Raw genomic sequence first — 20,709 nt, forward strand, 5'->3', positions numbered from 1 at the left:
AGCCTCTCTCACGCTACGACGACCACCCAGACCACGCCTCTGCGTACGTCTGCCGTGCCTACCACTGGCGGGGTCAGGATCCGGAGCGTACGACCATGAATACTGGATGTATGGAAAACCAGCCCCTGCCCTCGTCCCCGCCGCTGGACCGGCGGGCCGAACTGAGCGAGTTCCTGCGCAGCCGACGGGCCCGGCTGAAGCCGGAGGACGTGGGGCTGCCCGACTTCGGACGGCACCGGCGGGTGCCGGGGCTGCGCCGGGAGGAGCTGGCACAGCTGGCCGGGGTGTCGGTGGCGTACTACACCCGGCTCGAACAGGGCAACGGGCGGAACGTCTCGGCGGAGGTCCTGGACTCGATCGCCCGGGCGCTCAGGCTGTCGGACGCCGAGCACGCGCACCTGACGCATCTGGCGAAGCCGAAGTCGCACAAGAAGAAGCCGGCGGCACGCCAGCAGCAGGTCCGCGTCGCGCTGCGGCAGCTGCTGGACACGATGGACGGCGTACCGGCGTACATCGTCGGGCGCCGCTCGGAGATCCTCGCCTGGAACCGGATGGCGGCGGCCCTCTTCGGTGACTGGGGCGACCTGCCGCCGGCCGAGCGCAACTGGGCCCGTCTGGTGTTCCTGCGCCCCGACTACCGGGATCTGTTCGTCGACTGGGAACAGAAGGCGATCGACATCGTCTGCGGTCTGCGTATGAACGCGGGCTGCTATCCCGACGATCCGCGCCTGTCGGCGCTGGTCGGCGAACTCTCCGTGAAGAGCGAGGAGTTCCGCCGGCTGTGGGCGACGCACGACGTCAAGGAGAAGACCCACGGCCTCAAGCGCCTGCACCACCCCCTGGTGGGCGACCTCTCCCTGAACTTCGAGTCCTTCCAGCTGACGGACGACGCGGACCAGGCCCTGGTCACCTACCACGCCGAACCGGGCTCCCCCTCGGCCGACTCCCTGCGCCTGCTCGCCAGCTGGGGCACGGACGCGCCCCGCGCGGTGCCGTCCGCCTAGCCCGTCACGGGAAAGGGGCACCCGGAGCCTGTGCTCCGGGTGCCCCTCGCCTCGTCACAGGGCGCTGCGGCTCACCGTCCGGCGTACGCGTCGTAGATCGTGATCCTTGACGTGTTGCCCTGCTTGTCGGTGATCTCGGAGCGGAAGGAGACGGACCTGCCCTTCGCCGGGTTCTTCACCGTGATCCTGCCGTTCCGGACGTCGGCCTTCTTGAAGGTCTTGCCGTCGTAGGAGACGTACACCGTCAGCGACTTCAGGTTGCCGCCCGCCGCCGCGCCCTCGACGGTGACCGGGAAGGTGACCGTCCTTCCGGCCTCGACCCGGCTGTCCAGACCGGTCGTCACGCCGTAGCGCAGGACGGAGGCGGGAAGCCGGACGGGGGAGCCGGAGACCTTCTTGGAGCGGAAGGTCCAGGTCGCGTCGATCCGGGAGGAGGCGCGGGCGACCTTCGCCGAGCGCGTGACCGAGGTGGTCAGCCGGTACGCGGCGTCACCGGCGGGCACCTTGAAGGTGGCCTCTCCGAACAGCGGGTCGTCGTTGGAGCCGGCCTTGTCGCCGTCGCGGTACAGGGTGGTGTGCACCGAGGTGAACGCCGAGGACCCGGGGTGCTTGCCGGAGTCGGCGAACAGTGGCAGCGAACCGTAGATCTCGTTGCCGTTGCGGTAGAGGCCGAAGTCCTTGCCGACGTGCGGGCCGAAGACGGCGGTGTCGACCGTCCGCGTGTAGCTGTGACCGGCCTTGAAGGAGGACTCGCCGAGCGTGTAGCCCGCGTCGGCCACCGGGAAGCCGTCCGGGTCGAGCCCGCCGTACTGGGTGAAGTCCAGGTCCCACAGGACGCCGCCCTTCGCGGACAGGTGCAGGGTGCGGGTGCCGGGCAGCTTCTGCTGGATGTCGACGGAGGAGGCACCCGTGCTGCCGGGCAGCCAGCCGACGGCGCTGACCGAACCGGTCTTGCCGCTCGCGGCGGCACCGAGCCGGGCCTTCACGGTGGCCAGCTCACTCGCCCTGTAGTGCTTGGTGAAGCCGGTGGCGAGTTGCTCGACCGGGCCGCCGGAGGTGACGTCGTACTCCTCGCTCGTGCCCTTGGACCAGTGGCCGTCCCACTGCTGGTACAGCTGGCCGGCGGGCAGTCGCGGGCCCAGGTGGGCGGTGCGGAAGTTCTTGTACGAGTCCAGGAACCAGGTGTAGCCGTACTCGTTCTCGCCGACCGTGAGGGAGTACCCCGGGGCGGCGAACTGCGACTTCGCACCCGGCGCCGGGACGGTGATGTCCACCGGCCTGGCCTTGCGCGCGTCGATGGTGACCGTCTGCTTCCCGGCGATGGTCAGCTTCGGCTGGGCGATCCAGTCGAGGCCCTTGCCGCTGTTGTCCGGGTCCACCGTGACGGAGGAGTTGAGCAGGTACGAGCCCTTGGGCACGCGCACCTTCACCGTGCCGGACGGGTCATACGGGCTCAGCTCGGTGCCGTTCGCCAGGCCGGACATGCCGTTGAGGTCGGCGGTGTAGTACTTGCCCGGCTTGCCGTCCCGGCCGATGACCTTGAGGGTGACGTCGTACGACTCCACCTCGCGCTGCACCGCGGCGGCCGTGCGGACGGTCTGGCCGGCGCCCGCCGCGGTCACGTACGCGGAGTAGGCCCCGTCGAGGGTGCCGCCCAGCCTGGTGTCGACGGTCAGGCCGACGGAGGCCCTGCCGTGCGCCGGGACGGTCAGCTCGCTCGCGCCCAGCTTGAAGAGGCCCGCCGGGGCCGCGTGGCCCTTGGGGTCGAGGGCGGTGCTGCTCAGGGTGAGCGTGACGTCCTTGTCGCCGAGGTTGCGGTACGTCACCTTCTTGGTGACCGGCTTGTCGTCGGTGTGCGGCCACTGCTGCAGCCCGAAGTTCACCGAGACCGGCTCGGCGATCACGGTCTGCTTGTAGGCCTTGTCCACCGCGATACGGCCCGCGCCCTGCTCGTACGGCGTGTAGGCGCCGCCCTTGGCGGAGCCGGTGAGCGCGCCCTTCAGCTCGGCGTAGCCCCAGTCGGGGTGTTCCTGCTTCAGGATCGCGGCGGCGCCCGCGACGTGCGGGGTGGCCATCGAGGTGCCGGAGATGGTCAGGTAGCCCTCGGGCTTCTCGCCGACCTCCTGGTCGATGACGCTGCCCTTGGCCGCGGCGGCGGTGATGTCCACGCCGGGCGCCGTGACGTCGGGCTTGATGGCGTAGTCGCCGAGGCGCGGGCCGGTGGAGGAGAAGTCGGCGAGCCTGTCCTTCTTGTCGACGGCGCCGACGGTGAGCGCGGCGTCCGCGCTGCCCGGCGAACCGATCGAGTCCGGTCCGTCGTTGCCCGCGGCGATGGCGAACAGGATGCCCTTGGTGGCGGACAGCTTGTCGACCTCGGCCTCGAGGGGGTCGGTGCCGGGGCTGTCGGTGCCGCCGAGGCTGAGGTTGACGACGGAGGCGCCCTGCGCGGCCGCCCACTCCATGCCGGCGAGGATGCCGGAGTCGTCACCGGAGCCGGTGTCGTCCAGGACCTTGCCGTTGAGGATCCTGGCGTCCGGGGCGACACCCTTGTACTTGCCGCCCGACTCGGCGCCGGTGCCCGCCACGATGGAGGCGACGTGGGTGCCGTGCCCGTAGTGGTCGGTGGCGTCGGCCGCGGAGGTGAAGTTCTTGGACTTGATCACCTGGTCCTTGAGGTCCGGGTGGCGGGTGTCCACGCCGGTGTCCAGGACGGCGACCTTCACGCCCTTGCCGGTGTAGCCGGCCTTCCACGCGACCGGGGCGCCGATCTGCGGCACGGACTTGTCGAGGGAGGCCTTGCGGACCGCGTCGAGCCAGACGTGGGCGATGCCGGAGGCGGCGTTGCCGCCCCGGGTGACCGCGTGCCACAGCCCGGCGGTGTCCTTGACGGGTGTCTGCACGGCGTCGGCGTTGAGCGACGTCAGGCTGCGGCGCAGCTGGCCGGCGCCCCGGACGTCCGCCTTGGCGGCCGCGGCGGAACCGCTGTAGCCGACGATGACCTTCAGGCCGTCCTTCTGGGCCCTGCGGGTGGCGGCCTTGTTCAGCTCGGTGACGTCGAACAGGCGCTGGTCCAGCGTGCCGGAGGCGACCAGGTGGGCGGCGTCGACCGGGACGACCAGCGTGTGGCCCGCGGTCCGGCGGACCTGGAAGGGTACGTGCTCACGGCCCTTGGCCCGCTGGAGACCGACGATCCGGCCCTTGGCGTCGAGGGCGACGCGGTCACCGGTGATGAGGGTGACGTGGGTCTTCGCGGTGAGCACGGAGGCGGCGGCCGGCACGCGCACCGCGGGCTTCGCCGACGCCGGGCTGGTCATACCCGCTGCGAGGGCGACGGCTGCGGCCGTGGCCACACCGGCCGCAGCAGCTCTTTTCACTTGTCTGCGCAAGTTCTCCCCCTGGAGATGGAGTACGGGCGAATTCCCCGTTCACCCGGCCGGGGGTGGTCTCGTACGCATGTACGTCACCCCCCGGCCCACGCAGTATGCCGGGGGGTGATCGAAACGCTCAACGGACGAGAGGAGGGTAAGAAAAAGCGACGGGAAACTGTTACGCCGCGGGCGGGACACCGTTACAGAACCGCGAACTGCCGTGTGCGCAACCGGTGTTCCGGACCGTCAGGCGCCGGCGTTCTCCTTTACCGTGATCTTTCCCTTCCGGATGGTGGCCAGCCGCGGGGCCTTCTTCGCGATCGCGGAGTCGTGGGTGACCACGACGAAGGTCAACCCGTGCTCCTTCCACAGCCGTTCGAGTACGTCCATGATCTCGTCCCGCGTGCCCTCGTCGAGGTTGCCGGTCGGTTCGTCGGCGAGCAGCACCTTGGGCTTCTTCACCACGGCCCGGGCGATGGCGACGCGCTGCTGCTGCCCTCCGGACATCTCGCCGGGGAGGTGGCCGAGGCGTTCGCCGAGGCCGACGGAGTTCAGCGCCTCGGCGGCGAGTTCGCGGCGCTCCCTGACCTTGATGCCGAGGGGGACGAGGGCCGTCTCCACGTTCTCCTGGGCGGTGAGGGTGGGGATGAGGTTGAAGGACTGGAAGACGAAACCGATGTTCTCGCTGCGGACCCTTGTCAGCCGTGCTTCGCTGAGCTTGGCCAGGTCGGTGCCGTCCAGGACGACTTCACCGGCCGTGGGCCGGTCCAGGCCGCCGAGCATCTGCAGGAGAGTGGACTTTCCGCCGCCGGTGGGGCCTTGGATGACGAGTCTGTCGCCGTCGCCGATGGTGAGGTCGACGCCGTCGAGGGCGTGGACGGTGTCCTTGCCGCGGGTGTAGCGCTTGGTCACGTTCCTGAGGTCGTACATGGGGGCTCCTGGGGAGGGGTTCGGGTGGTGCGCCGCACGGTCGGCTGCGGGTCGGCGGGGGCTGCTCGCGCGGCTGCGTGCCCGCTGCGGGCACGCAGCCGGCTTCGGCTACTCGACCCGGCGCAGCGCGTCCGCCGGACGGAGCCGCGAGGCACGCCAGCCGCCGAACGCCCCGGCGATGAGTCCGCCGGCCACCGCGAGGCCCACCGCCAGGGCGATCGTCGTCACGCTCACCGGTGCCGTGAGGGCCACCTCCAGGGTCTTGGCCGCGCGTCCCCCCGGCCCGCCGAAGCCACCGCCACCACCGGGCCCGCCGCCGAAGCCGCTGCCGGTGCCCCCGCCCAGCTGGGCCTGCAGGGTCGGGCTGACGGCCGTGACGGCGTACGCGCCCGCGAGGCCCAGGGCGATACCGAGGACGCCGCCGACCAGGCCGTTGACGACGGCCTCGCCGACGACCTGCCGGGTCACCCGGCCCGACTTCCAGCCCAGCGCCTTGAGCGTGCCGAACTCGCGGACGCGGCGGGAGACCGCGGAGGACGTCAGCAGGCCCGCGACCAGGAACGCGGCCACCAGCACCGCGATGGACAGCCACGTGCCGACCTTGGTGGCGAGGGAGGAGGCGGTGGACAGGGAGCCGGAGACCGTCTTGGCGAGGTCGGAGGAGGTGGTGACCGTCGTCCCGGAGACGTTCTTCTGGATGACGCTCTTGACGGAGTCGATCCTCTGGGAGTCGGTCGCCTTGACGTAGATCGTGGTGACCTTGCTCTTCTCGTCAGCGAGGGTCTGCGCCTGCTGCAGCGGGACGTACAGGTTGGCCGCCGCGTCACCGCTGTCGGCGGTCGCGATGCCGATCACCGTGAACCTGGTGCCCTTGACGGTGACGGTCGAACCGACCTTGTACTTCTTCTCCTTGGCGTACGCCGAGTCCGCGACCGCCACCTTGGCGTTCGTCTCGGTGCTCCTGAAGGAACGGCCGCTGGTGATCTTCGAGGAGGTCAGCGGGCCGAGCGCGGTGTGCGTGACGTCGGTGCCGTAGACCGTGTACTGGTTGATGCCGAAGTCCGCGCCGCCGCCCTTGACCTCGCCCTGAGGCTGTCCTTCGCCGCCGCGCCGGAACCCGCCGCCGCCGCTCTGCTGGAACTGGCCGCGGGTGAACTGGCCGTCGACCCGGAAGACGTTGAGGCTGAGGCCGCCCACGGCCTGGGACACGCCCTGCTGGGCCGCGACCCTGCCGACGGTCGAGGAGGCCAGGGTGGTGAAGCCCTGCACCATGACCCGGTCGCTGCTCTGGGAGGACGTGTCGCCGTTCTTCCGCGCGTCGAACTGGAAACGGGGCCGCTGCGAGCTGCTTCCGCTCGGCGTCTGCGCCTTGGTGACGGTCATGTCCGTCCCCAGGCCGTACAGCGACTGCAGGACCTTGTCCTGGGCCTTCCCCATGCCGCTGGACACGGAGTTGACCACGATGACCAGCGCGATGCCCAGCGCGAGGCCGGAGGCGACGACGAGGGCCGCCTTTCTGCGGCGGCGCAGTTCGCGCCTCAGGTAGGTGAAGAACATGGCCCGCAAGCTAGGGACGGACCGTGATGACACCATAAGGCCGACATAAAAGAAGCATGAGAAGGCTGTGGCTGCTGCCCATGGAGGGCCCGTGGAGAGCCCATAAATGCCAGTGCCGCCCCTGGGGGCGGCACTGGCGGGACGGTGAGGCGGCGTCAGACGGCCGAGCCGGCCCTCCACTGGGCCCAGTCCATGTTCCAGCCGTTGAGGCCGTTGTCCGGGGCGACGGTCTTGTCGCCGGTGTTCTGGACCACGACCACGTCACCGACGAGGGAGTGGCTGTAGAACCAGGCGGCCGGCATGTTCGGGTCGCCCGCGCCCTTCTTGTCCTGCAGGCCCACGCAGCCGTGGCTGGTGTTGACGCTGCCGAAGACGGAGGGGGCGCCCCAGTAGTTGCCGTGGATGAAGGTGCCGGAGCTGGTCAGGCGCATGGCGTGCGGCACGTCCTTGATGTCGTACTCGCCCTTGCCGTCGGAGTCCTTGAAGCCGACCGTCGCGCCGTTCATCCGGGTCTGGGTGAACTTCTCGGAGATCACCATCTGGCCCTCGTACGTGGTGTGCTCGGGGGCGCCGGCCGAGATCGGGATGGTCTTGACGACCTTGCCGTCCTGCGTGACCTTCATCTGCTTGGTCTTCGCGTCGACGTAGGAGACCTGGTTGCGTCCGATGTGGAAGGTGACCGTCTTCTGCTGGACGCCGTGGATGCCGGACGCGCCCTCGACGCCGTCGAGCGCCAGCTTCAGCGTGACGGTGGAGCCTTCCTTCCAGTACTGCTCCGGGCGGCAGTCCATGCGGTTGGCGTTGAACCAGTGGCAGGCGACCTCCTGGCCGCTGCTGGAGGTGACCGTGATGCCCTTCTGCACGGCCGCCTTGTTGGTGATCGCCTTGTCGAAGTTGATCGAGACCGGCATGCCGACGCCGACCGTGGAGCCGTCGTCCGGGGTGAAGGTGCCGATGAAGCTGTTGGCCGGGGAGACGGTGGTGAAGGAGGCGTTCTCGTGGGCTATGCGGCCCTCGGCGTCCTTGGCCTCCGCGGCGACCTTGTAGGTGGTGGAGCGCTGCAGCTGGGCGCTGGGCTTCCAGCTCTTCTTGTCGGCGGAGAGCTGACCGGTGACGGCCGTGCCGCTCTCGGTGGTCATGGTGACGCCGGTGAGGGAGCCCTTGCTGACGGTGACGGTGCCGGAGTTGTTGATCGACGCGTTGTCGGAGCCGTCCTTCGGCGTGATCGAGATCTGCGCCTGAGAGGACTTCTTCGCCGCCGCCGCGTCGGCCTGGGCCTGCGACGAGGCCCCGTCGTCGGCCGACTTGGCCTTGCCGCTGCCGGAACAGCCCGTGAGGGCCAGGACACCACCGAGCAGAGCGGACGCGGCCATCAGGCCCTTGCGCCGCTTACTGTCCGTCATCACACGCTTCTCCATCGTTGCCGATTCGCGAAAACCCAGGCCACCCCCGCAAGAACCCTCAACGCTACGGCCGTGGCGTGCCGTTCCACACCCACAGGATCTGTGGGGCACGCCACTCCCGGAGTGCCGGTGGGTGCCGGAGCCGTCCGTGCGTCCCCTGGGACGACGAGACCCCGGACGGCGGTGCCGTCCGGGGTCAGGAGTGCCCCGCGAAGCTCAGCCGATGCCGTCCTCTTCCTCGTCGTCCCGCCTGTCGTCCTCGTCCAGTTCCCAGTCCGGCGAGTCCGGGTCGTAGTCGATCCGCTCGCTCGACCAGGACGCCTGCTGGAGCTCCACCCCGGGCACCTCGCCGACCAGGTCGAACGGGTCCACGAGATAGGCGAGGGCCTCCGCGGTGTCCTCCGTCACAGCCCCCTCGGCCTGGGCCCGCTCGGCCGGGGGCAGCTCCGGGTCCGCGGCGAGCCGGCGCAGCGCGGCCTTGGTCACCGCGTCCTCGTCCTGCACCTCGAGGACCAGCTCCACACGAAGCCGCACAAAACGTGATGTCTCTTCATCGTTCATGGCGCGAGCGTACGACCGAAACCTCCCGTGACTTTCCTGTGACCCGCGACTTTCACTAACATCGCTCCCCACGGCCAATTCGCCAGCGTCACAAGGGGATCGATATTCCGTGTCATCCGCTCGCCGTCCGCTGCTGACCGCCACCGCCGCGGGCACGCTGCTGTGCGCACTGTGGTTCGTCCCGTCCGCGAACGCGTCGCAGGACTCCTCGACCAGAGCGGGCACGGAATCCGCCACCACACACCTGACGCAGCAGGCCAGGGCCGTATCGGCGGCGGCCGCCGAGGACGACACCGAACTCGCCGACACCGGAGGTCCCGACACCACGCCGTACGTCGTCGGCGGCACCCTCTTCCTCGGCGTGGGCGCCGGTTTCGTGGTCTATTCGGTGCGTCGCGAACGCATGGGCTTTTAATTTCCCTTGACGAATCTTTGACGGTACACACATAGTTCGCCCATGAAGAGATCATCGGGCGTGCGGCTGTGCGCCACCGCTGTGGTGGGTGCGCTGTCGCTCGCCCTTGTCACGGGCTGTTCCGACGGGGATGCCAAGGGTTCCGGTACGGCCGCGAAGGCGCTGAGCGCCGCGGAGTTGAAGAAGCTGATCATCGCCCAGGGCGAGCTGCCCGGGTACAAGGTGGAGCCGGTACCGGCCGCCCGGGCCCGCGCCATCACCACCGACAGCGCGTCGTGCCGGCCGCTGGTCCGCGTGATGAGCGCGCTCCCGCCGGTCGACGCGGCGGCCAAGACCGACCGTCTGGCCACCGAGAACCAGAAGAAGACCCCCTCGGCCAAGCCGACCTCGCTGGACGACCTCGACGAGAAGAAGTTCGAGGAGGCGATGCACAAGTCCCTGGACCGGGACGTCACCACGGTCACCCTGGCCTCGTACGACGGGGACGGCGCCGAGAAGGCCCTCTCGTCGGTCTCCGCCGCCGTCAAGGCCTGCGGGAGCGGCTTCTCCGGCCAGCAGGCGGGGACGAAGGTGCAGTTCACCAAGGTCGCCGAGGAGAAGGCGACGGGCACGGGGGACGGGTCGGTGGCGTTCACCGCGACCATGGACTCCGACGAGGGGGACGCGGCACCCGTGCACGCCGAGGTCGTCCGGCTCGGCAGCACCGTGTCGGTCTACTTCACCTCGAACCTGGGCGCGATGATGGCCAAGAAGGCGTACACGGTGTCGCCGGAGGTCGTCAAGGCCCAGCAGGCGAAGCTGAAGTGACATGACGGCAGGGGCCCTGCACACGGCAGGGCCCCTCTCGTCGTGCGGTGACGTTACTGCAGCGGACCGGTGACCGACTCCGCGGCGGTGACGAGGTGACCGCCGCGCACGAACGCGTCGGCGGCGGCCAGGTCGGGCGCCAGGAACCGGTCCGGGCCCGGGCCCTGCACACCCGCGGCGCGCGCGGCGTCGATGACGGCCCGGGAGGCGGGCGCCGGGGTGAGGCCCTCGCGCAGCTCGATGGCACGGGTGGCCGCGTACAGCTCGATCGCGATGATCCGGGTGAGGTTGCCGACGGCGGTACGCAGCTTGCGCGCGGCCGACCAGCCCATGGACACGTGGTCCTCCTGCATGGCGGAGGACGGGATGGAGTCCGCGGAGGCGGGTACGGCGAGCCGCTTCATCTCGCTGACCAGGGCGGCCTGCGTGTACTGGGCGATCATCAGACCCGAGTCGACACCGGCGTCGTCGGCGAGGAACGGCGGCAGCCCGTGGCTGCGGTTCTTGTCCAGCAGCCGGTCGGTACGGCGCTCGGCGATGGAGCCGAGGTCGGCGGCGGCGACGGCGAGGAAGTCCAGCACGTAGGCCACGGGCGCGCCGTGGAAGTTGCCGTTGGACTCCACGCGCCCGTCGGGCAGCACGACCGGGTTGTCGACGGCCGAGGCCAGCTCGCGCTCGGCGACCAGGCGGGCGTGCGCCATGGTGTCCCGGCCGGCGCCGGCGACCTGCGGGGCGCAGCGCACGGAGTAGGCGTCCTGGACGCGCGGGGCGTCGTCCTGGTGGTGCCCGGTGAGCTGAGAATCCCTCAGCACGGCCAGCATGTTGGCGGCGGAGGCGCCCTGCCCGGGGTGCGGGCGGATGGCGTGCAGCTCGGGCGCCAGCACCTTGTCCGTGCCGAGCAGCGCCTCCAGGCTGAGGGCGGCGGTGATGTCGGCGGACTTGTAGAGGGTGTCGAGGTCGGCGAGGGCCATGATCAGCATGCCGAGCATGCCGTCGGTGCCGTTGAGCAGGGCGAGGCCCTCCTTCTCGCGCAGCTCGACCGGCTTGATCCCGTGCGCGGAGAGCAGCTCACCGGCGGGCCGTACGACCCCGTCGGGGCCCTCGGCCTCGCCCTCGCCCATGAGGGTCAGGGCGCAGTGGGAGAGGGGGGCGAGGTCGCCGGAGCAGCCGAGGGAGCCGTACTCGTGCACGACCGGGGTGATCCCGGCGTTCAGCACGTCGGCCATGGTCTGCGCGACCTCGGGCCGCACGCCCGTGTGCCCCGAGCAGACGGTCTTGAGCCGCAGGAACATCAGGGCCCGTACGACCTCGCGCTCCACCCGCGGGCCCATGCCGGCGGCGTGCGAGCGGACGATGTTGCGCTGCAGCTGGGCACGGAGTTCCTGGCTGATGTGCCGGGTCGCCAGGGCGCCGAAGCCGGTGGAGACGCCGTAGACCGGGTCCGGCTTGGCCGCCAGCGCGTCCACGATCCCGCGGGCCGCCGCGAGGGCCGCCACCGCCTCCGCCGACAGCTCGACGCGGGCACCGCCGCGCGCCACGGCGAGAACGTCGGACGCCGTGACACCGGACGTCCCCACCACCACAGTGTGCATATCCATATTCAGGAGCGTACGCATTGAATGTGGCGATGTCACTAGTGGGGAACGGGAGTGCCCCTTACCGATCCGTGTGGGCTTCGCCTCACACAGCCTGACCTCGCACAGCCTCGCCTCGCACGGCCTCGCCTCATGGCCGGCGCCCGCGGAACCGGCGCCGCTCGGCCGGCGCCAGGTGCGGCGGCTCGTCGGCCAGCCGGACCACCGGATCCTCCGGCCCCTCCCGGCCCGCCACCACCGGCCGGTCGGCGCGCAGGGCCTTGGCCCGGTACTGGGCGGCGTCGGCGAGCCGGAACAGCCGGCGGGCGTCGCGCACCTCCCCGATCGGGTCCTCGGTCGAGGCGACCCCGCACGCCACGCCTTCACCCAGCTCCAACTCCCCCGCCCTGCGGCACAGTTCGTCGGCCGCCTTGACCACCTCGTCGGCGGCCGGGCCGACGGCCAGCAGACAGAACTCGTCCCCGCCGAGCCGCGCGACCAGCGCGCCCGGCACCATCGCGCCGCACAGCGACAGCACCGACCCGAAGCGCTCCAGCAACCGGTCGCCGACGGCGTGCCCGAGGGTGTCGTTGACCCGCTTGAGCCCGTTGAGATCGCAGACGACGAGGCTGACGACCACACCCTGCGCGCGGTGCCGCTCCACGGCCTCCTCCAGGCGTACGTCCACGGCCCGGCGGTTGGCGAGTCCGGTCAGGGCGTCGGTGTACGCGAGCCGGCGGGCCTCCTCCAGCCGCTCGGTCTGCGCGAGCCCGGCGGCGACGACGGCGGCCAGCACGGTGGCGAAGTCGGCGTCGCCCCGGTCGAACACGGGGGCCTTGATGGCGCGGGCGACGTACAACTCGCCCCAGGCGCGGCCGTGCAGCAGGATCGGGGCGACCACACAGCAGCCGCGGCCCCGGCGGCGCAGGGCGGCGACCCGCTGGTGGAAGTAGCCGGGGGTGCCGGCCGCCGTGCCCTCGGCGGTCTCCACCCAGGCCGTGGGTCCGCCCCCGCCGGCCCACCGCTCGTGCAGGAACTCGGTGATCTCCGGGAACTGGTGCACCGGATACGCCTCGGCCTCGGGGAACTCCTCCTCGTCCGGGCGCCTGTCCCCCACGTTCACGAGGACCCGCAGCCGGCCCAGCTCCCGCTCCCACACCGACAGCGCGGCGAAGCTGCCGTCCAGCGCTCGGCAGGCGCCGCGCGCGGCGGCCTGCCACGTGCCCCGCGGACTCTGTGCCGCCGCCATCCCCTGCGCCAGCGTCACGACTGCGGCCAGCCGCCTGTCCTCGCCCATTACTCCAGGTTAGGGATGATTTGAGGGTTTCGTGAGATTGGTGCGGCGATCAGGTGGTTCGTTCGGCGCAGCACCCCGCGCCCCTCGCGGGCCCCGCGGCGCGGGGGGTCACTCGCCCGGCCACTTCGGCTTGCGCTTCTCGTTGAACGCCGCCACGCCCTCCGCCCGGTCGCCGGAGAACGCCACCGAGCGCCACGCGGCGTCCTCGACCTCCAGCCCGGCCGCCAGGTCCAGCCCGTGCCCGAGCCGCAGCGCCCGCTTGGCGGCCCGGAGGCCGACCGGCGAGTTCCCGGCGATGCGGGCGGCCAGTTCCAGCGCCTCCTCGCGGTCCCGGCCCTCCTCCACCACCTGGTCCACCAGCCCCAGCCCGGCCGCCTCCGCCGCCTCCACCCGCCGCGCGGAGAAGATCAGCTCGGCCGCGCGCGCCGCGCCGATCCGCCGCGGCAGCAACTGCGTACCGCCGCCCCCGGGGATCACGCCCACGGACACCTCCGGCAGCCCCACCACCGCCGTACGGTCGGCCACGATCAGGTCGCAGGACAGGGCCAGTTCGAAACCGCCACCCAGCGCGAACCCGTGCACCGCCGCGATCGTCGGCATCGGCAGCTCCAGCACCCCCGTGTACGCCCCCCGCGTCACCGGCCGCTGCCGCAGCAGGTCCGCGTCACTGAAGGAGTTCCGCTCCTTGAGGTCCGCGCCGACACAGAACGCCCGCTCGTGCGACGAGGTCAGGACCACCACACGCGCGTCCCGGTCGGCGGCCAGCGCCGCGCACGCGGCGGACAGGGAGCGGGCCATCTCCGTCGAGACGGCGTTCATGGCCTTGGGCCGGTCCATGACCAGCTCCGCGACGTGCCCGTGCCGCCGCACCAGCACGAACTCCCCGAACCGCTCCTCGCTCATGACACCCTCCGGCTCACGTGTTAACGCGGGTTAACTCCCTGGCGGTCCCGATCATCGCAGCCGTACCCGACCCGGGGAAAGTCCAGGGGGCTACGCCCGTTCGAGTGACATTGCGGCCGTCTCACCCCACATCACCCACAGGAACGCATAGCGTGCGTCCGCCACGGCGCGCCCGGGGCGCGCGGCGGGGAGGGAACCCATGACACGGATAACGGACGAGGCCGCGGCCGGCGATGTGTCCCGGCCATCCGTCCTGCGACACGGCCGGCACCGCAAGCCGCCTCCCCGCAAGATGCTGCTGGCCGCCGGCGGCATCGCCCTGGCGGCAGGGGTGCTCAGCCTGGTGCGGGTCTCGCCGGAGTCGGGGGTCGGCGCCCCGGGCACCGCTGAGGCCGAGCCCCGCGCCGGCGCGGGTGACGGCGTCACGGACCACGCGTCGAACACCTCCGCCACGGTCTCCGCCGACCCGACCGCACTGCCCTCGGCGACCTCCGTCATGGGCGGCCGGAGCCTCGCGCCGGAGCCCACGGCCGCGTCCACCGCCGCGCCCGCGCCCAGCACGTCCCCCAACGGCACCGCCGTGCCGTCCGCGACCGCCCTCCCGACCGGTCCGGCCGCCACCTCGGGCACCACACCGCGGCCCACGGCGACGTCCTCCGCCCCACGCCCGGCCCCCACCACCGCCCGGCCGGCCCCCAGCACCCCGGCGCCCGGCCGCAGCACAGCGGCACCGGGTCCGGGCGGGCTGTGCGTACCGGTGCTCGGTCTGTGCGTGGACGTCCACTGAGCAGGTCTGCGGGACTACGGCCGGTCCTCGCGGCGCGTGAGCAGCCAGGGCTCGACCACGCCGAGCCCACGGACCGGGCGCTGCCACATCGGCTGGAGCGCGAACCGGTACACCGGCGGCTCCTCGCCCTCCTTCTCGGCGGCCGCCGCGGCCTCGGCCGCCTCCGCCTCCGAGGCGGGCGCCTCGCCGGTGCGGATCAGCTCCTCGGCGAAGGCACTGTCCACCAGCACGGCGTCCCGCGGGGCTATGGAGGTCAGCCGGGAGGCCAGGTTCACCGTCGTACCGAACACATCACCCATACGAGTGGTGACCGTGCCGAACGCCATGCCGACCCGCAGCTCCGGCATCGTCTCGTCGTTCGCCATCGTCTCCACCAGCCGCAGCGCGATGTCCGCGGCCGTGCCCGAGTCGTCCGCCGCGTAGAGCACCTCGTCGCCGAGGGTCTTGATGAGCCGGCCGCCCCGCGCGGCCACCAGGTCGGCGGCGGTCGTCTCGAACGCCTCGACCAGCTCGCCGAGCTCCTCCTCCTCCATCCGGCGGGTCAGCCGCGTGAACCCGACCAGGTCGGCGAAGCCCACGGCGAGCCGCCGGTCGACCATCTCCTCGTCGTCCGCCGACTGCACGACCCGCCCGGCCGAGGCGGCCAGCTGGCGCCGCCACACGTAGACCAGGAACTCCTCCAGCTCGGGCAGGAGCAGCTCGACGATCGGGTACGTCACCTCGGTGCGCGTCATTCCGGGCTCGGGCGGCTCGGTCAGGCCCTCCAGGAAGGAATCCATCTGCCACTCGGCCAACCGGGCGGTGGTCTGCCCGGTGGACCGGGCCACCTGCACCGCCATGGCCTCACTGAGCAGCCCCGCCTCCACGAGACCGGCGAGGCGGCGCAGGGCGAGGACGTCGGCCTCGGTGAGGGCCTTGGCCTGGCCGATGTCGGCGAAGCCCATGGCCCGCCAGAACCGGGACGCCAACTCCATGGAGACACCGGCGCTGCGGGCCGCCTGGAACGGCGTGTAGCGGCGCTCGGCGCCCAGGATGAGCTGTTCGAGGCGCAGGGCCAGCGGGTCCTCGACGGGTTCGGCGGCGTGGGAGTGCCCCCGCTCCCGGGGAGGGTCCACCCGGCCGTCCGCGTCCGCGCCGGAGCCCGAGTCGTCGACGGTCACGCCTGCTGCCCTTCCGATCTGCCGCGGTCACGTACCGACCGGCCTCAACTCTACGGCAGGTGTGCGCCAGCTCACTCCGTTGGGTTCGGCCGGCGGCCCACTCCCCCGGTGCCGGATGCGCGCACCGGTCTTGCTGCGGGCCACCCAGGGGGCCGCGCCCCCGGACCCCCGCATCGGGGCAGGTCCGGGGGCACCCCCGCCCTCCCCGGCCACCGGCCCGCAGTGGCTGGTCGCGCAGTTCCCCGCGCCTCTTCAGGGTGCTGCCCGTGCCCCGGTCCCACGGCGATGGCGCCGCAGGCATCCGTCATGCGGGCCGCAGGTGCACGATGTCCCCCGCCCCCACGGGCTCCTGCACTCCGGCCCCCGTCGCGATGACCAGCCGCCCGTCCCCGTCGACCGCCACCGCCTCGCCCACGATCGACCGCTCCGCGGGCAACTCGGCCCGCACGGTGCGCCCGAGCGTGGCGCAACCCGCCACGTACGCCTCCTGGAGGCCGCTGACCCCGGGGTCCCCGCCCGCCGACCGCCACCGCCCGTACCAGTCCTCCAGCGACCGCAGAACGGCCCGCAGCAGCGGGTCCCGGTCCGTGCTCACCGCCCCGGCCAGCACCAGCGAGCCCGCCTGCGGCACCGGCAGCTCGTCCGCCCGCAACGTGACGTTGATGCCGACGCCGATGACCACACCGTCCGCACCGGCCCGCTCGGCGAGGATGCCCCCCGCCTTGCGCTCCTCGCCCCCCACGGTCACCAGCAGGTCGTTCGGCCACTTCAGGGCCGTGTCCACGCCCGCCGCCCGGGACAGCCCGGTCGCCACCGCGACGCCGGTGAGCAGCGGCAGCCAGCCCCAGCGGGCCACCGGCACCTCGGCGGGCCGCAGGTACACGGAGAAGAACAGGCCCGAGCGTGGCGGCGCGGTCCACCGGCGGTCCAGCCGGCCCTTGCCCTCCGTCTGCTCCTCGGCCACCAGCACCGTTCCCTCGTCGGCCGTCCCGGCGGCGGCCCGGGCGACGAGGTCGGAGTTGGTGGAGCCGGTGCGCTGGACCAAGTCCACCTCGCGGTACAGACTTCCTTCGCGTACCAGCCCGCGCCGCAGTGCCGTGGCGTTCAGGGGCGGGCGGTCCAGGTCGGACCAGCAGCTGTCATCTGATGCATTGTGCGGCGTCATGCAAGTCACCCTAGGTGTGGGAAACGCCGCACTGCCGACCCACATGCCCAGCACTACTCTACGGATGAGTAACCGTCCCCCCTTTTGAGCAGGCAGGGAGCCGCATCCCGATGTCCGAGCCGGAAGAGCGTCCAGAGATCCACGAGACTCAAGGGATCGATATCCACACGACCGCGGGCAAACTCGCGGATCTGCAGCGCCGCATCCATGAGGCGACGCACGCCGGCTCGGAGCGCGCCGTCGAAAAGCAGCACGCCAAGGGCAAGCTGACGGCACGTGAGCGGATCGAGCTGCTGCTCGACGAGGGCTCCTTCGTCGAGCTGGACGAGTTCGCCCGGCACCGCTCCACCAACTTCGGCCTGGAGAAGAACCGGCCGTACGGGGACGGCGTCGTCACCGGCTACGGCACCGTCGACGGCCGTCCCGTCGCCGTCTTCTCCCAGGACTTCACCGTCTTCGGCGGCGCCCTCGGCGAGGTCTACGGCCAGAAGATCGTCAAGGTGATGGACTTCGCGCTGAAGACCGGCTGCCCGGTCATCGGCATCAACGACTCCGGCGGCGCCCGCATCCAGGAGGGCGTCGCCTCGCTCGGCGCCTACGGCGAGATCTTCCGCCGCAACACCCACGCCTCCGGTGTGATCCCGCAGATCTCGCTGGTCGTCGGCCCCTGCGCGGGCGGCGCGGTGTACTCGCCGGCCATCACCGACTTCACGGTCATGGTCGACCAGACCTCGCACATGTTCATCACCGGCCCGGACGTCATCAAGACCGTCACCGGCGAGGACGTCGGCTTCGAGGAGCTCGGCGGCGCCCGCACGCACAACGCCGTCTCCGGTGTGGCCCACCACATGGCGGGCGACGAGAAGGACGCCATCGAGTACATCAAGCAGCTGCTGTCGTACCTGCCGTCCAACAACCTCAGCGAGGCCCCGGTCTTCCCGGAGGAGGCGGACCTCGCCGTCACCGACGAGGACCGCGAGCTGGACACCGTCGTGCCGGACAGCGCGAACCAGCCGTACGACATCCGCACGGTGGTCGAACACGTCCTGGACGACGCCGAGTTCTTCGAGACCCAGGCGCTGTTCGCGCCGAACATGGTCACCGGGTTCGGGCGGGTCGAGGGCTACCCCGTGGGCATCGTGGCCAACCAGCCCATGCAGTTCGCCGGCTGCCTCGACATCGACGCCTCCGAGAAGGCCGCCCGGTTCGTGCGCACCTGCGACGCCTTCAACGTCCCGGTGCTGACCTTCGTGGACGTCCCCGGCTTCCTGCCGGGCGTCGACCAGGAGCACACCGGCATCATCCGGCGCGGCGCGAAGCTGATCTACGCCTACGCGGAGGCGACGGTCCCGCTGATCACCGTCATCACCCGCAAGGCCTTCGGCGGCGCCTACGACGTCATGGGCTCCAAGCACCTGGGCGCCGACCTCAACCTGGCCTGGCCGACCGCCCAGATCGCCGTCATGGGCGCCCAGGGCGCGGTCAACATCCTGCACCGCCGCACCATCGCCGAGGCGGAGGACGTCGAGGGCACCCGGGCCCGGCTGATCCAGGAGTACGAGGACACCCTCCTCAACCCCTACGTCGCGGCCGAGCGCGGCTACGTCGACGCCGTGATCATGCCGTCGGACACCCGCGCCCACATCGTCCGGGGCCTGCGTCAGCTGCGCACGAAGCGGGAATCCCTGCCTCCGAAGAAGCACGGCAACATCCCCCTGTAAGGAGCCGCTGTGACGATCAGAGTCGTACGGGGCAACCCGACCCCCGAGGAGCTGGCCGCCGCCCTGGCGGTGGTCCGCGCCCGCGCCGCGGCGGCTGCGGCCCAGCCGTCCGGCGCACCGGGCCCGAGGGACGCTTGGTCCGACCCGTCGCGGATCGCGTCCGCCCGCCTGCCCAAGCCCGGGCCGGCGTCCTGGACCCGCACCTACTGGCCGGGCTAGGACCTGTCGTTTGGATCAGTCCCGCGTCTGCGGCGTGATCCAGACGACAGGCCCCAGGGACCACATCCGCGCACGGTGGCGCGGCTCCGGGGCGCCAATTGAGTACCAGTACTCAGGCGCCCCGAACCGGCCCGGCCCCACGCTGGTGGCATGCTGTGGTCGGACCCGGAAGACGAGCCGCCGAAGGAGCTGCGCGACGCGCAGGACATGCTTCGGCGGCTCGGCTTCCTCATGGCCCTGGCCATGGTCCTGGCGATGCTGGTCATCGGCCTGAGGTGAGCCGAACACGCTCCCCCGTGACTAACCTGACCGCATGACTGCCAAGCCACGCCGCCGCCTGATCCTCGCCTCCCAGTCCCCCGCCCGCCTGGGTCTGCTGAGGCAGGCCGGCCTCTCACCCGAGGTGATCGTCAGCGGCGTCGACGAGGACGCCGTCACCGCGCCCACTCCGGCGGAGCTGGCGCTCGCCCTGGCCGAGGCGAAGGCCTCGGTCGTGGCGGCGAAGCCGGAGGTGCAGGGCGCCCTGGTGATCGGCTGCGACTCGGTGCTGGAGCTGGACGGGCAGGCCCTCGGCAAACCCGCCGACGCCGAGGAGGCGACCGCCCGCTGGAAGTCGATGCGCGGGCGGGCCGGCACCCTCCAGACGGGGCACTGCATCTGGGACACGCAGACCAAGCGGTACGTCGCCGCGACCGCCTCGACCGTCGTCCGCTTCGGTGAGCCGAGCGACGAGGAGATCGCGGCGTACGTGGCCTCCGGCGAGCCCCTCTACGTCGCCGGGGCCTTCACCCTGGACGGCCGCTCGGCGCCGTTCATCGAGGGCATCGACGGCGACCACGGCAACGTGATCGGCATCAGCCTGCCCCTGGTGCGCAAGCTACTGGCCGAACTGGGCGTCGGTATCACGGAGTTGTGGGCACCGGCCGGCTGACCTGGGCGGGCACGGCGTCCTGCGGCGGCTCCTCGCCCCCGTCCCGCGGCTCGTCCGCACGGTCCGTGCGGGGGGCCGGTACGGCCGCGGCGCCGGGGGCCGCGGCCGGGCCGGCCTCGGCCTTCGGGTCGCCGTCCCGGCCCGCCGGGCCGCCGGGCGCGGCCGGTTGCGGGCCGCCGTCACGGTCGTAGGTCATCAGGAGCAGGACGACGAGCCCGAGCACGACCACCATGAACAGGAACGCCGTCCAGCCGACCAGGCCCCAGGCGAAGGCGCCCAGCAGGCCGTGTACGACCGCCACGCTGATCAGCAGGACGCGGCCGAAGCCGGCGGGCGCGCGGTCGCGTATCGCGACCAGGAGGGCCACCAGAGCGCACAGGGCGAAGTACAGGCCGAAGACAACGCCGCCGATCTTCGAGGACGTCGCCATCACGGACGGGTCCAGTCCGGCCAGGGACATGTCCTGACGGTCGACGACCACGCCGAGGAACCAGTTCAGTGCCCCGATGAAGACCGCCTCCGCCAGAAGGACGAACGTCACCACCCACGCCACCGGTCTGCGCACCACCGGTCCCCACCCACTCTCAAGCCCGCGACTGTTACCCCAGGTACGCCCGTCCGTGGCCCGACCACCGCCCCTCGGGGAGGCCCTTCGGGCCGCTGCGCCCATCTCGGTCGTCATGAACGCTACTAACGGGTAAACCCCGGGACAAGGGTTCGCGCGGCAGCAAAGAATCATTGGGCCATTCGTAGGGACTCGACAAAGAAACCGAGTGGCCCGCGGCACGCTCTCACAGAGACCTTGACCACATGGCCGGGCTAGGGTTTCCGGGAGGAGCCCTGCGTACCAAGGTGCGACAAGGCTTTTCGCGGGTCGAGCGAGCCTCGAATCACGCTCCGTGTGGGC

Annotated in this window: 19 protein-coding genes; 8 read left to right on the plus strand and 11 right to left on the minus strand. The window is 71.6% G+C overall.

Translation table 11 applies throughout. The annotated features are described in order from the left end of the window. Positions 1 to 110 precede the first annotated feature (110 nt). On the plus strand, positions 111 to 1,004 hold the full coding sequence (locus AB0D93_RS11055; RefSeq protein WP_362116593.1) for a helix-turn-helix transcriptional regulator: 894 nt from the start codon (positions 111 to 113) through the stop codon (positions 1,002 to 1,004). Positions 1,005 to 1,075: 71 nt separating this feature from the next. On the opposite strand, the gene AB0D93_RS11060 is transcribed toward AB0D93_RS11055, so the two are convergent. The 5 genes from AB0D93_RS11060 to AB0D93_RS11080 form a co-directional block, all read right to left on the minus strand. Beyond that, on the minus strand, positions 1,076 to 4,378 hold the full coding sequence (locus tag AB0D93_RS11060) for a S8 family serine peptidase (RefSeq protein ID WP_362117227.1): 3,303 nt from the start codon (positions 4,376 to 4,378) through the stop codon (positions 1,076 to 1,078). Between the two features lie 240 nt (positions 4,379 to 4,618). Next, positions 4,619 to 5,302 carry an ABC transporter ATP-binding protein gene (locus AB0D93_RS11065; protein ID WP_362116596.1) on the minus strand — a complete coding sequence of 228 codons (684 nt, stop codon included), beginning with the start codon at positions 5,300 to 5,302 and terminating at the stop codon, positions 4,619 to 4,621. Positions 5,303 to 5,410: 108 nt separating this feature from the next. Then, on the minus strand, positions 5,411 to 6,859 hold the full coding sequence (locus AB0D93_RS11070; RefSeq protein WP_362116599.1) for an ABC transporter permease: 1,449 nt from the start codon (positions 6,857 to 6,859) through the stop codon (positions 5,411 to 5,413). Between the two features lie 155 nt (positions 6,860 to 7,014). Continuing rightward, the gene (locus AB0D93_RS11075; protein ID WP_362116602.1) at positions 7,015 to 8,262 is read right to left on the minus strand and encodes an Ig-like domain-containing protein; all 1,248 of its coding nucleotides are present in this window, start codon (positions 8,260 to 8,262) and stop codon (positions 7,015 to 7,017) included. A 216-nt stretch (positions 8,263 to 8,478) separates the two neighbouring features. Beyond that, complete coding sequence (locus AB0D93_RS11080; RefSeq protein ID WP_362116605.1) at positions 8,479 to 8,823, minus strand: hypothetical protein; 345 nt, start codon at positions 8,821 to 8,823, stop codon at positions 8,479 to 8,481. Between the two features lie 109 nt (positions 8,824 to 8,932). Between AB0D93_RS11080 and AB0D93_RS11085 the strand changes: the two genes are divergently transcribed. Both AB0D93_RS11085 and AB0D93_RS11090 read left to right on the plus strand, forming a co-directional pair. Continuing rightward, positions 8,933 to 9,238, plus strand: coding sequence for an LAETG motif-containing sortase-dependent surface protein (locus AB0D93_RS11085; RefSeq protein ID WP_362116609.1), 306 nt, complete (start codon positions 8,933 to 8,935; stop codon positions 9,236 to 9,238). A gap of 42 nt (positions 9,239 to 9,280) precedes the next feature. Continuing rightward, complete coding sequence (locus AB0D93_RS11090) at positions 9,281 to 10,045, plus strand: hypothetical protein (protein ID WP_362116612.1); 765 nt, start codon at positions 9,281 to 9,283, stop codon at positions 10,043 to 10,045. Positions 10,046 to 10,098: 53 nt separating this feature from the next. Here AB0D93_RS11090 and hutH read toward each other — a convergent pair whose 3' ends face one another. From hutH to AB0D93_RS11105, 3 genes are all read right to left on the minus strand, one after another. Next, positions 10,099 to 11,637 (minus strand): histidine ammonia-lyase, encoded by a 1,539-nt coding sequence (gene hutH, locus AB0D93_RS11095; protein ID WP_362117230.1) that lies wholly within the window; start codon positions 11,635 to 11,637, stop codon positions 10,099 to 10,101. Between the two features lie 133 nt (positions 11,638 to 11,770). Next, complete coding sequence (locus AB0D93_RS11100) at positions 11,771 to 12,916, minus strand: GGDEF domain-containing protein (RefSeq protein WP_362116615.1); 1,146 nt, start codon at positions 12,914 to 12,916, stop codon at positions 11,771 to 11,773. Between the two features lie 108 nt (positions 12,917 to 13,024). After that, entirely contained in the window at positions 13,025 to 13,819 is a 795-nt protein-coding gene (locus tag AB0D93_RS11105) for an enoyl-CoA hydratase-related protein (protein WP_362116618.1), read from the minus strand. 199 nt (positions 13,820 to 14,018) lie between these two features. Here AB0D93_RS11105 and AB0D93_RS11110 point away from each other — a divergent pair, with 199 nt between their 5' ends. After that, positions 14,019 to 14,606 carry a hypothetical protein gene (locus AB0D93_RS11110; protein ID WP_362116621.1) on the plus strand — a complete coding sequence of 196 codons (588 nt, stop codon included), beginning with the start codon at positions 14,019 to 14,021 and terminating at the stop codon, positions 14,604 to 14,606. A gap of 14 nt (positions 14,607 to 14,620) precedes the next feature. Here the strand turns inward: AB0D93_RS11110 and AB0D93_RS11115 are convergent, their stop codons facing one another. Together AB0D93_RS11115 and AB0D93_RS11120 are read right to left on the minus strand one after the other, a co-directional pair. Next, complete coding sequence (locus tag AB0D93_RS11115) at positions 14,621 to 15,766, minus strand: adenylate/guanylate cyclase domain-containing protein (RefSeq protein WP_362116625.1); 1,146 nt, start codon at positions 15,764 to 15,766, stop codon at positions 14,621 to 14,623. Positions 15,767 to 16,070: 304 nt separating this feature from the next. Continuing rightward, positions 16,071 to 16,931 carry a biotin--[acetyl-CoA-carboxylase] ligase gene (locus tag AB0D93_RS11120; RefSeq protein WP_362116628.1) on the minus strand — a complete coding sequence of 287 codons (861 nt, stop codon included), beginning with the start codon at positions 16,929 to 16,931 and terminating at the stop codon, positions 16,071 to 16,073. A gap of 110 nt (positions 16,932 to 17,041) precedes the next feature. On the opposite strand from AB0D93_RS11120, the gene AB0D93_RS11125 reads away from it, so the two are divergent. The 4 genes from AB0D93_RS11125 to AB0D93_RS11140 all read left to right on the plus strand — a co-directional run bounded on the left by AB0D93_RS11125 (position 17,042) and on the right by AB0D93_RS11140 (position 19,802). Beyond that, entirely contained in the window at positions 17,042 to 18,652 is a 1,611-nt protein-coding gene (locus AB0D93_RS11125; protein ID WP_362116631.1) for an acyl-CoA carboxylase subunit beta, read from the plus strand. 9 nt (positions 18,653 to 18,661) lie between these two features. Continuing rightward, positions 18,662 to 18,871, plus strand: coding sequence for an acyl-CoA carboxylase epsilon subunit (locus AB0D93_RS11130; protein ID WP_362116634.1), 210 nt, complete (start codon positions 18,662 to 18,664; stop codon positions 18,869 to 18,871). 150 nt (positions 18,872 to 19,021) lie between these two features. After that, a complete protein-coding gene (locus AB0D93_RS11135; RefSeq protein ID WP_362116637.1) occupies positions 19,022 to 19,150 on the plus strand; it encodes a hypothetical protein in 129 nt (42 codons plus the stop codon). 34 nt (positions 19,151 to 19,184) lie between these two features. Beyond that, positions 19,185 to 19,802, plus strand: coding sequence for a nucleoside triphosphate pyrophosphatase (locus AB0D93_RS11140; RefSeq protein ID WP_362116640.1), 618 nt, complete (start codon positions 19,185 to 19,187; stop codon positions 19,800 to 19,802). On the opposite strand, the gene AB0D93_RS11145 is transcribed toward AB0D93_RS11140, so the two are convergent. Further along, the gene (locus AB0D93_RS11145; protein ID WP_362116643.1) at positions 19,774 to 20,370 is read right to left on the minus strand and encodes a hypothetical protein; all 597 of its coding nucleotides are present in this window, start codon (positions 20,368 to 20,370) and stop codon (positions 19,774 to 19,776) included. The two genes, AB0D93_RS11140 and AB0D93_RS11145, sit on opposite strands and share 29 nt — an antisense overlap. Between the last annotated feature and the right edge of the window lie 339 nt (positions 20,371 to 20,709).

The sequence above is a fragment of the Streptomyces sp. NPDC048191 genome (genome assembly GCF_040652655.1).
Lineage (GTDB): Bacteria > Actinomycetota > Actinomycetes > Streptomycetales > Streptomycetaceae > Streptomyces.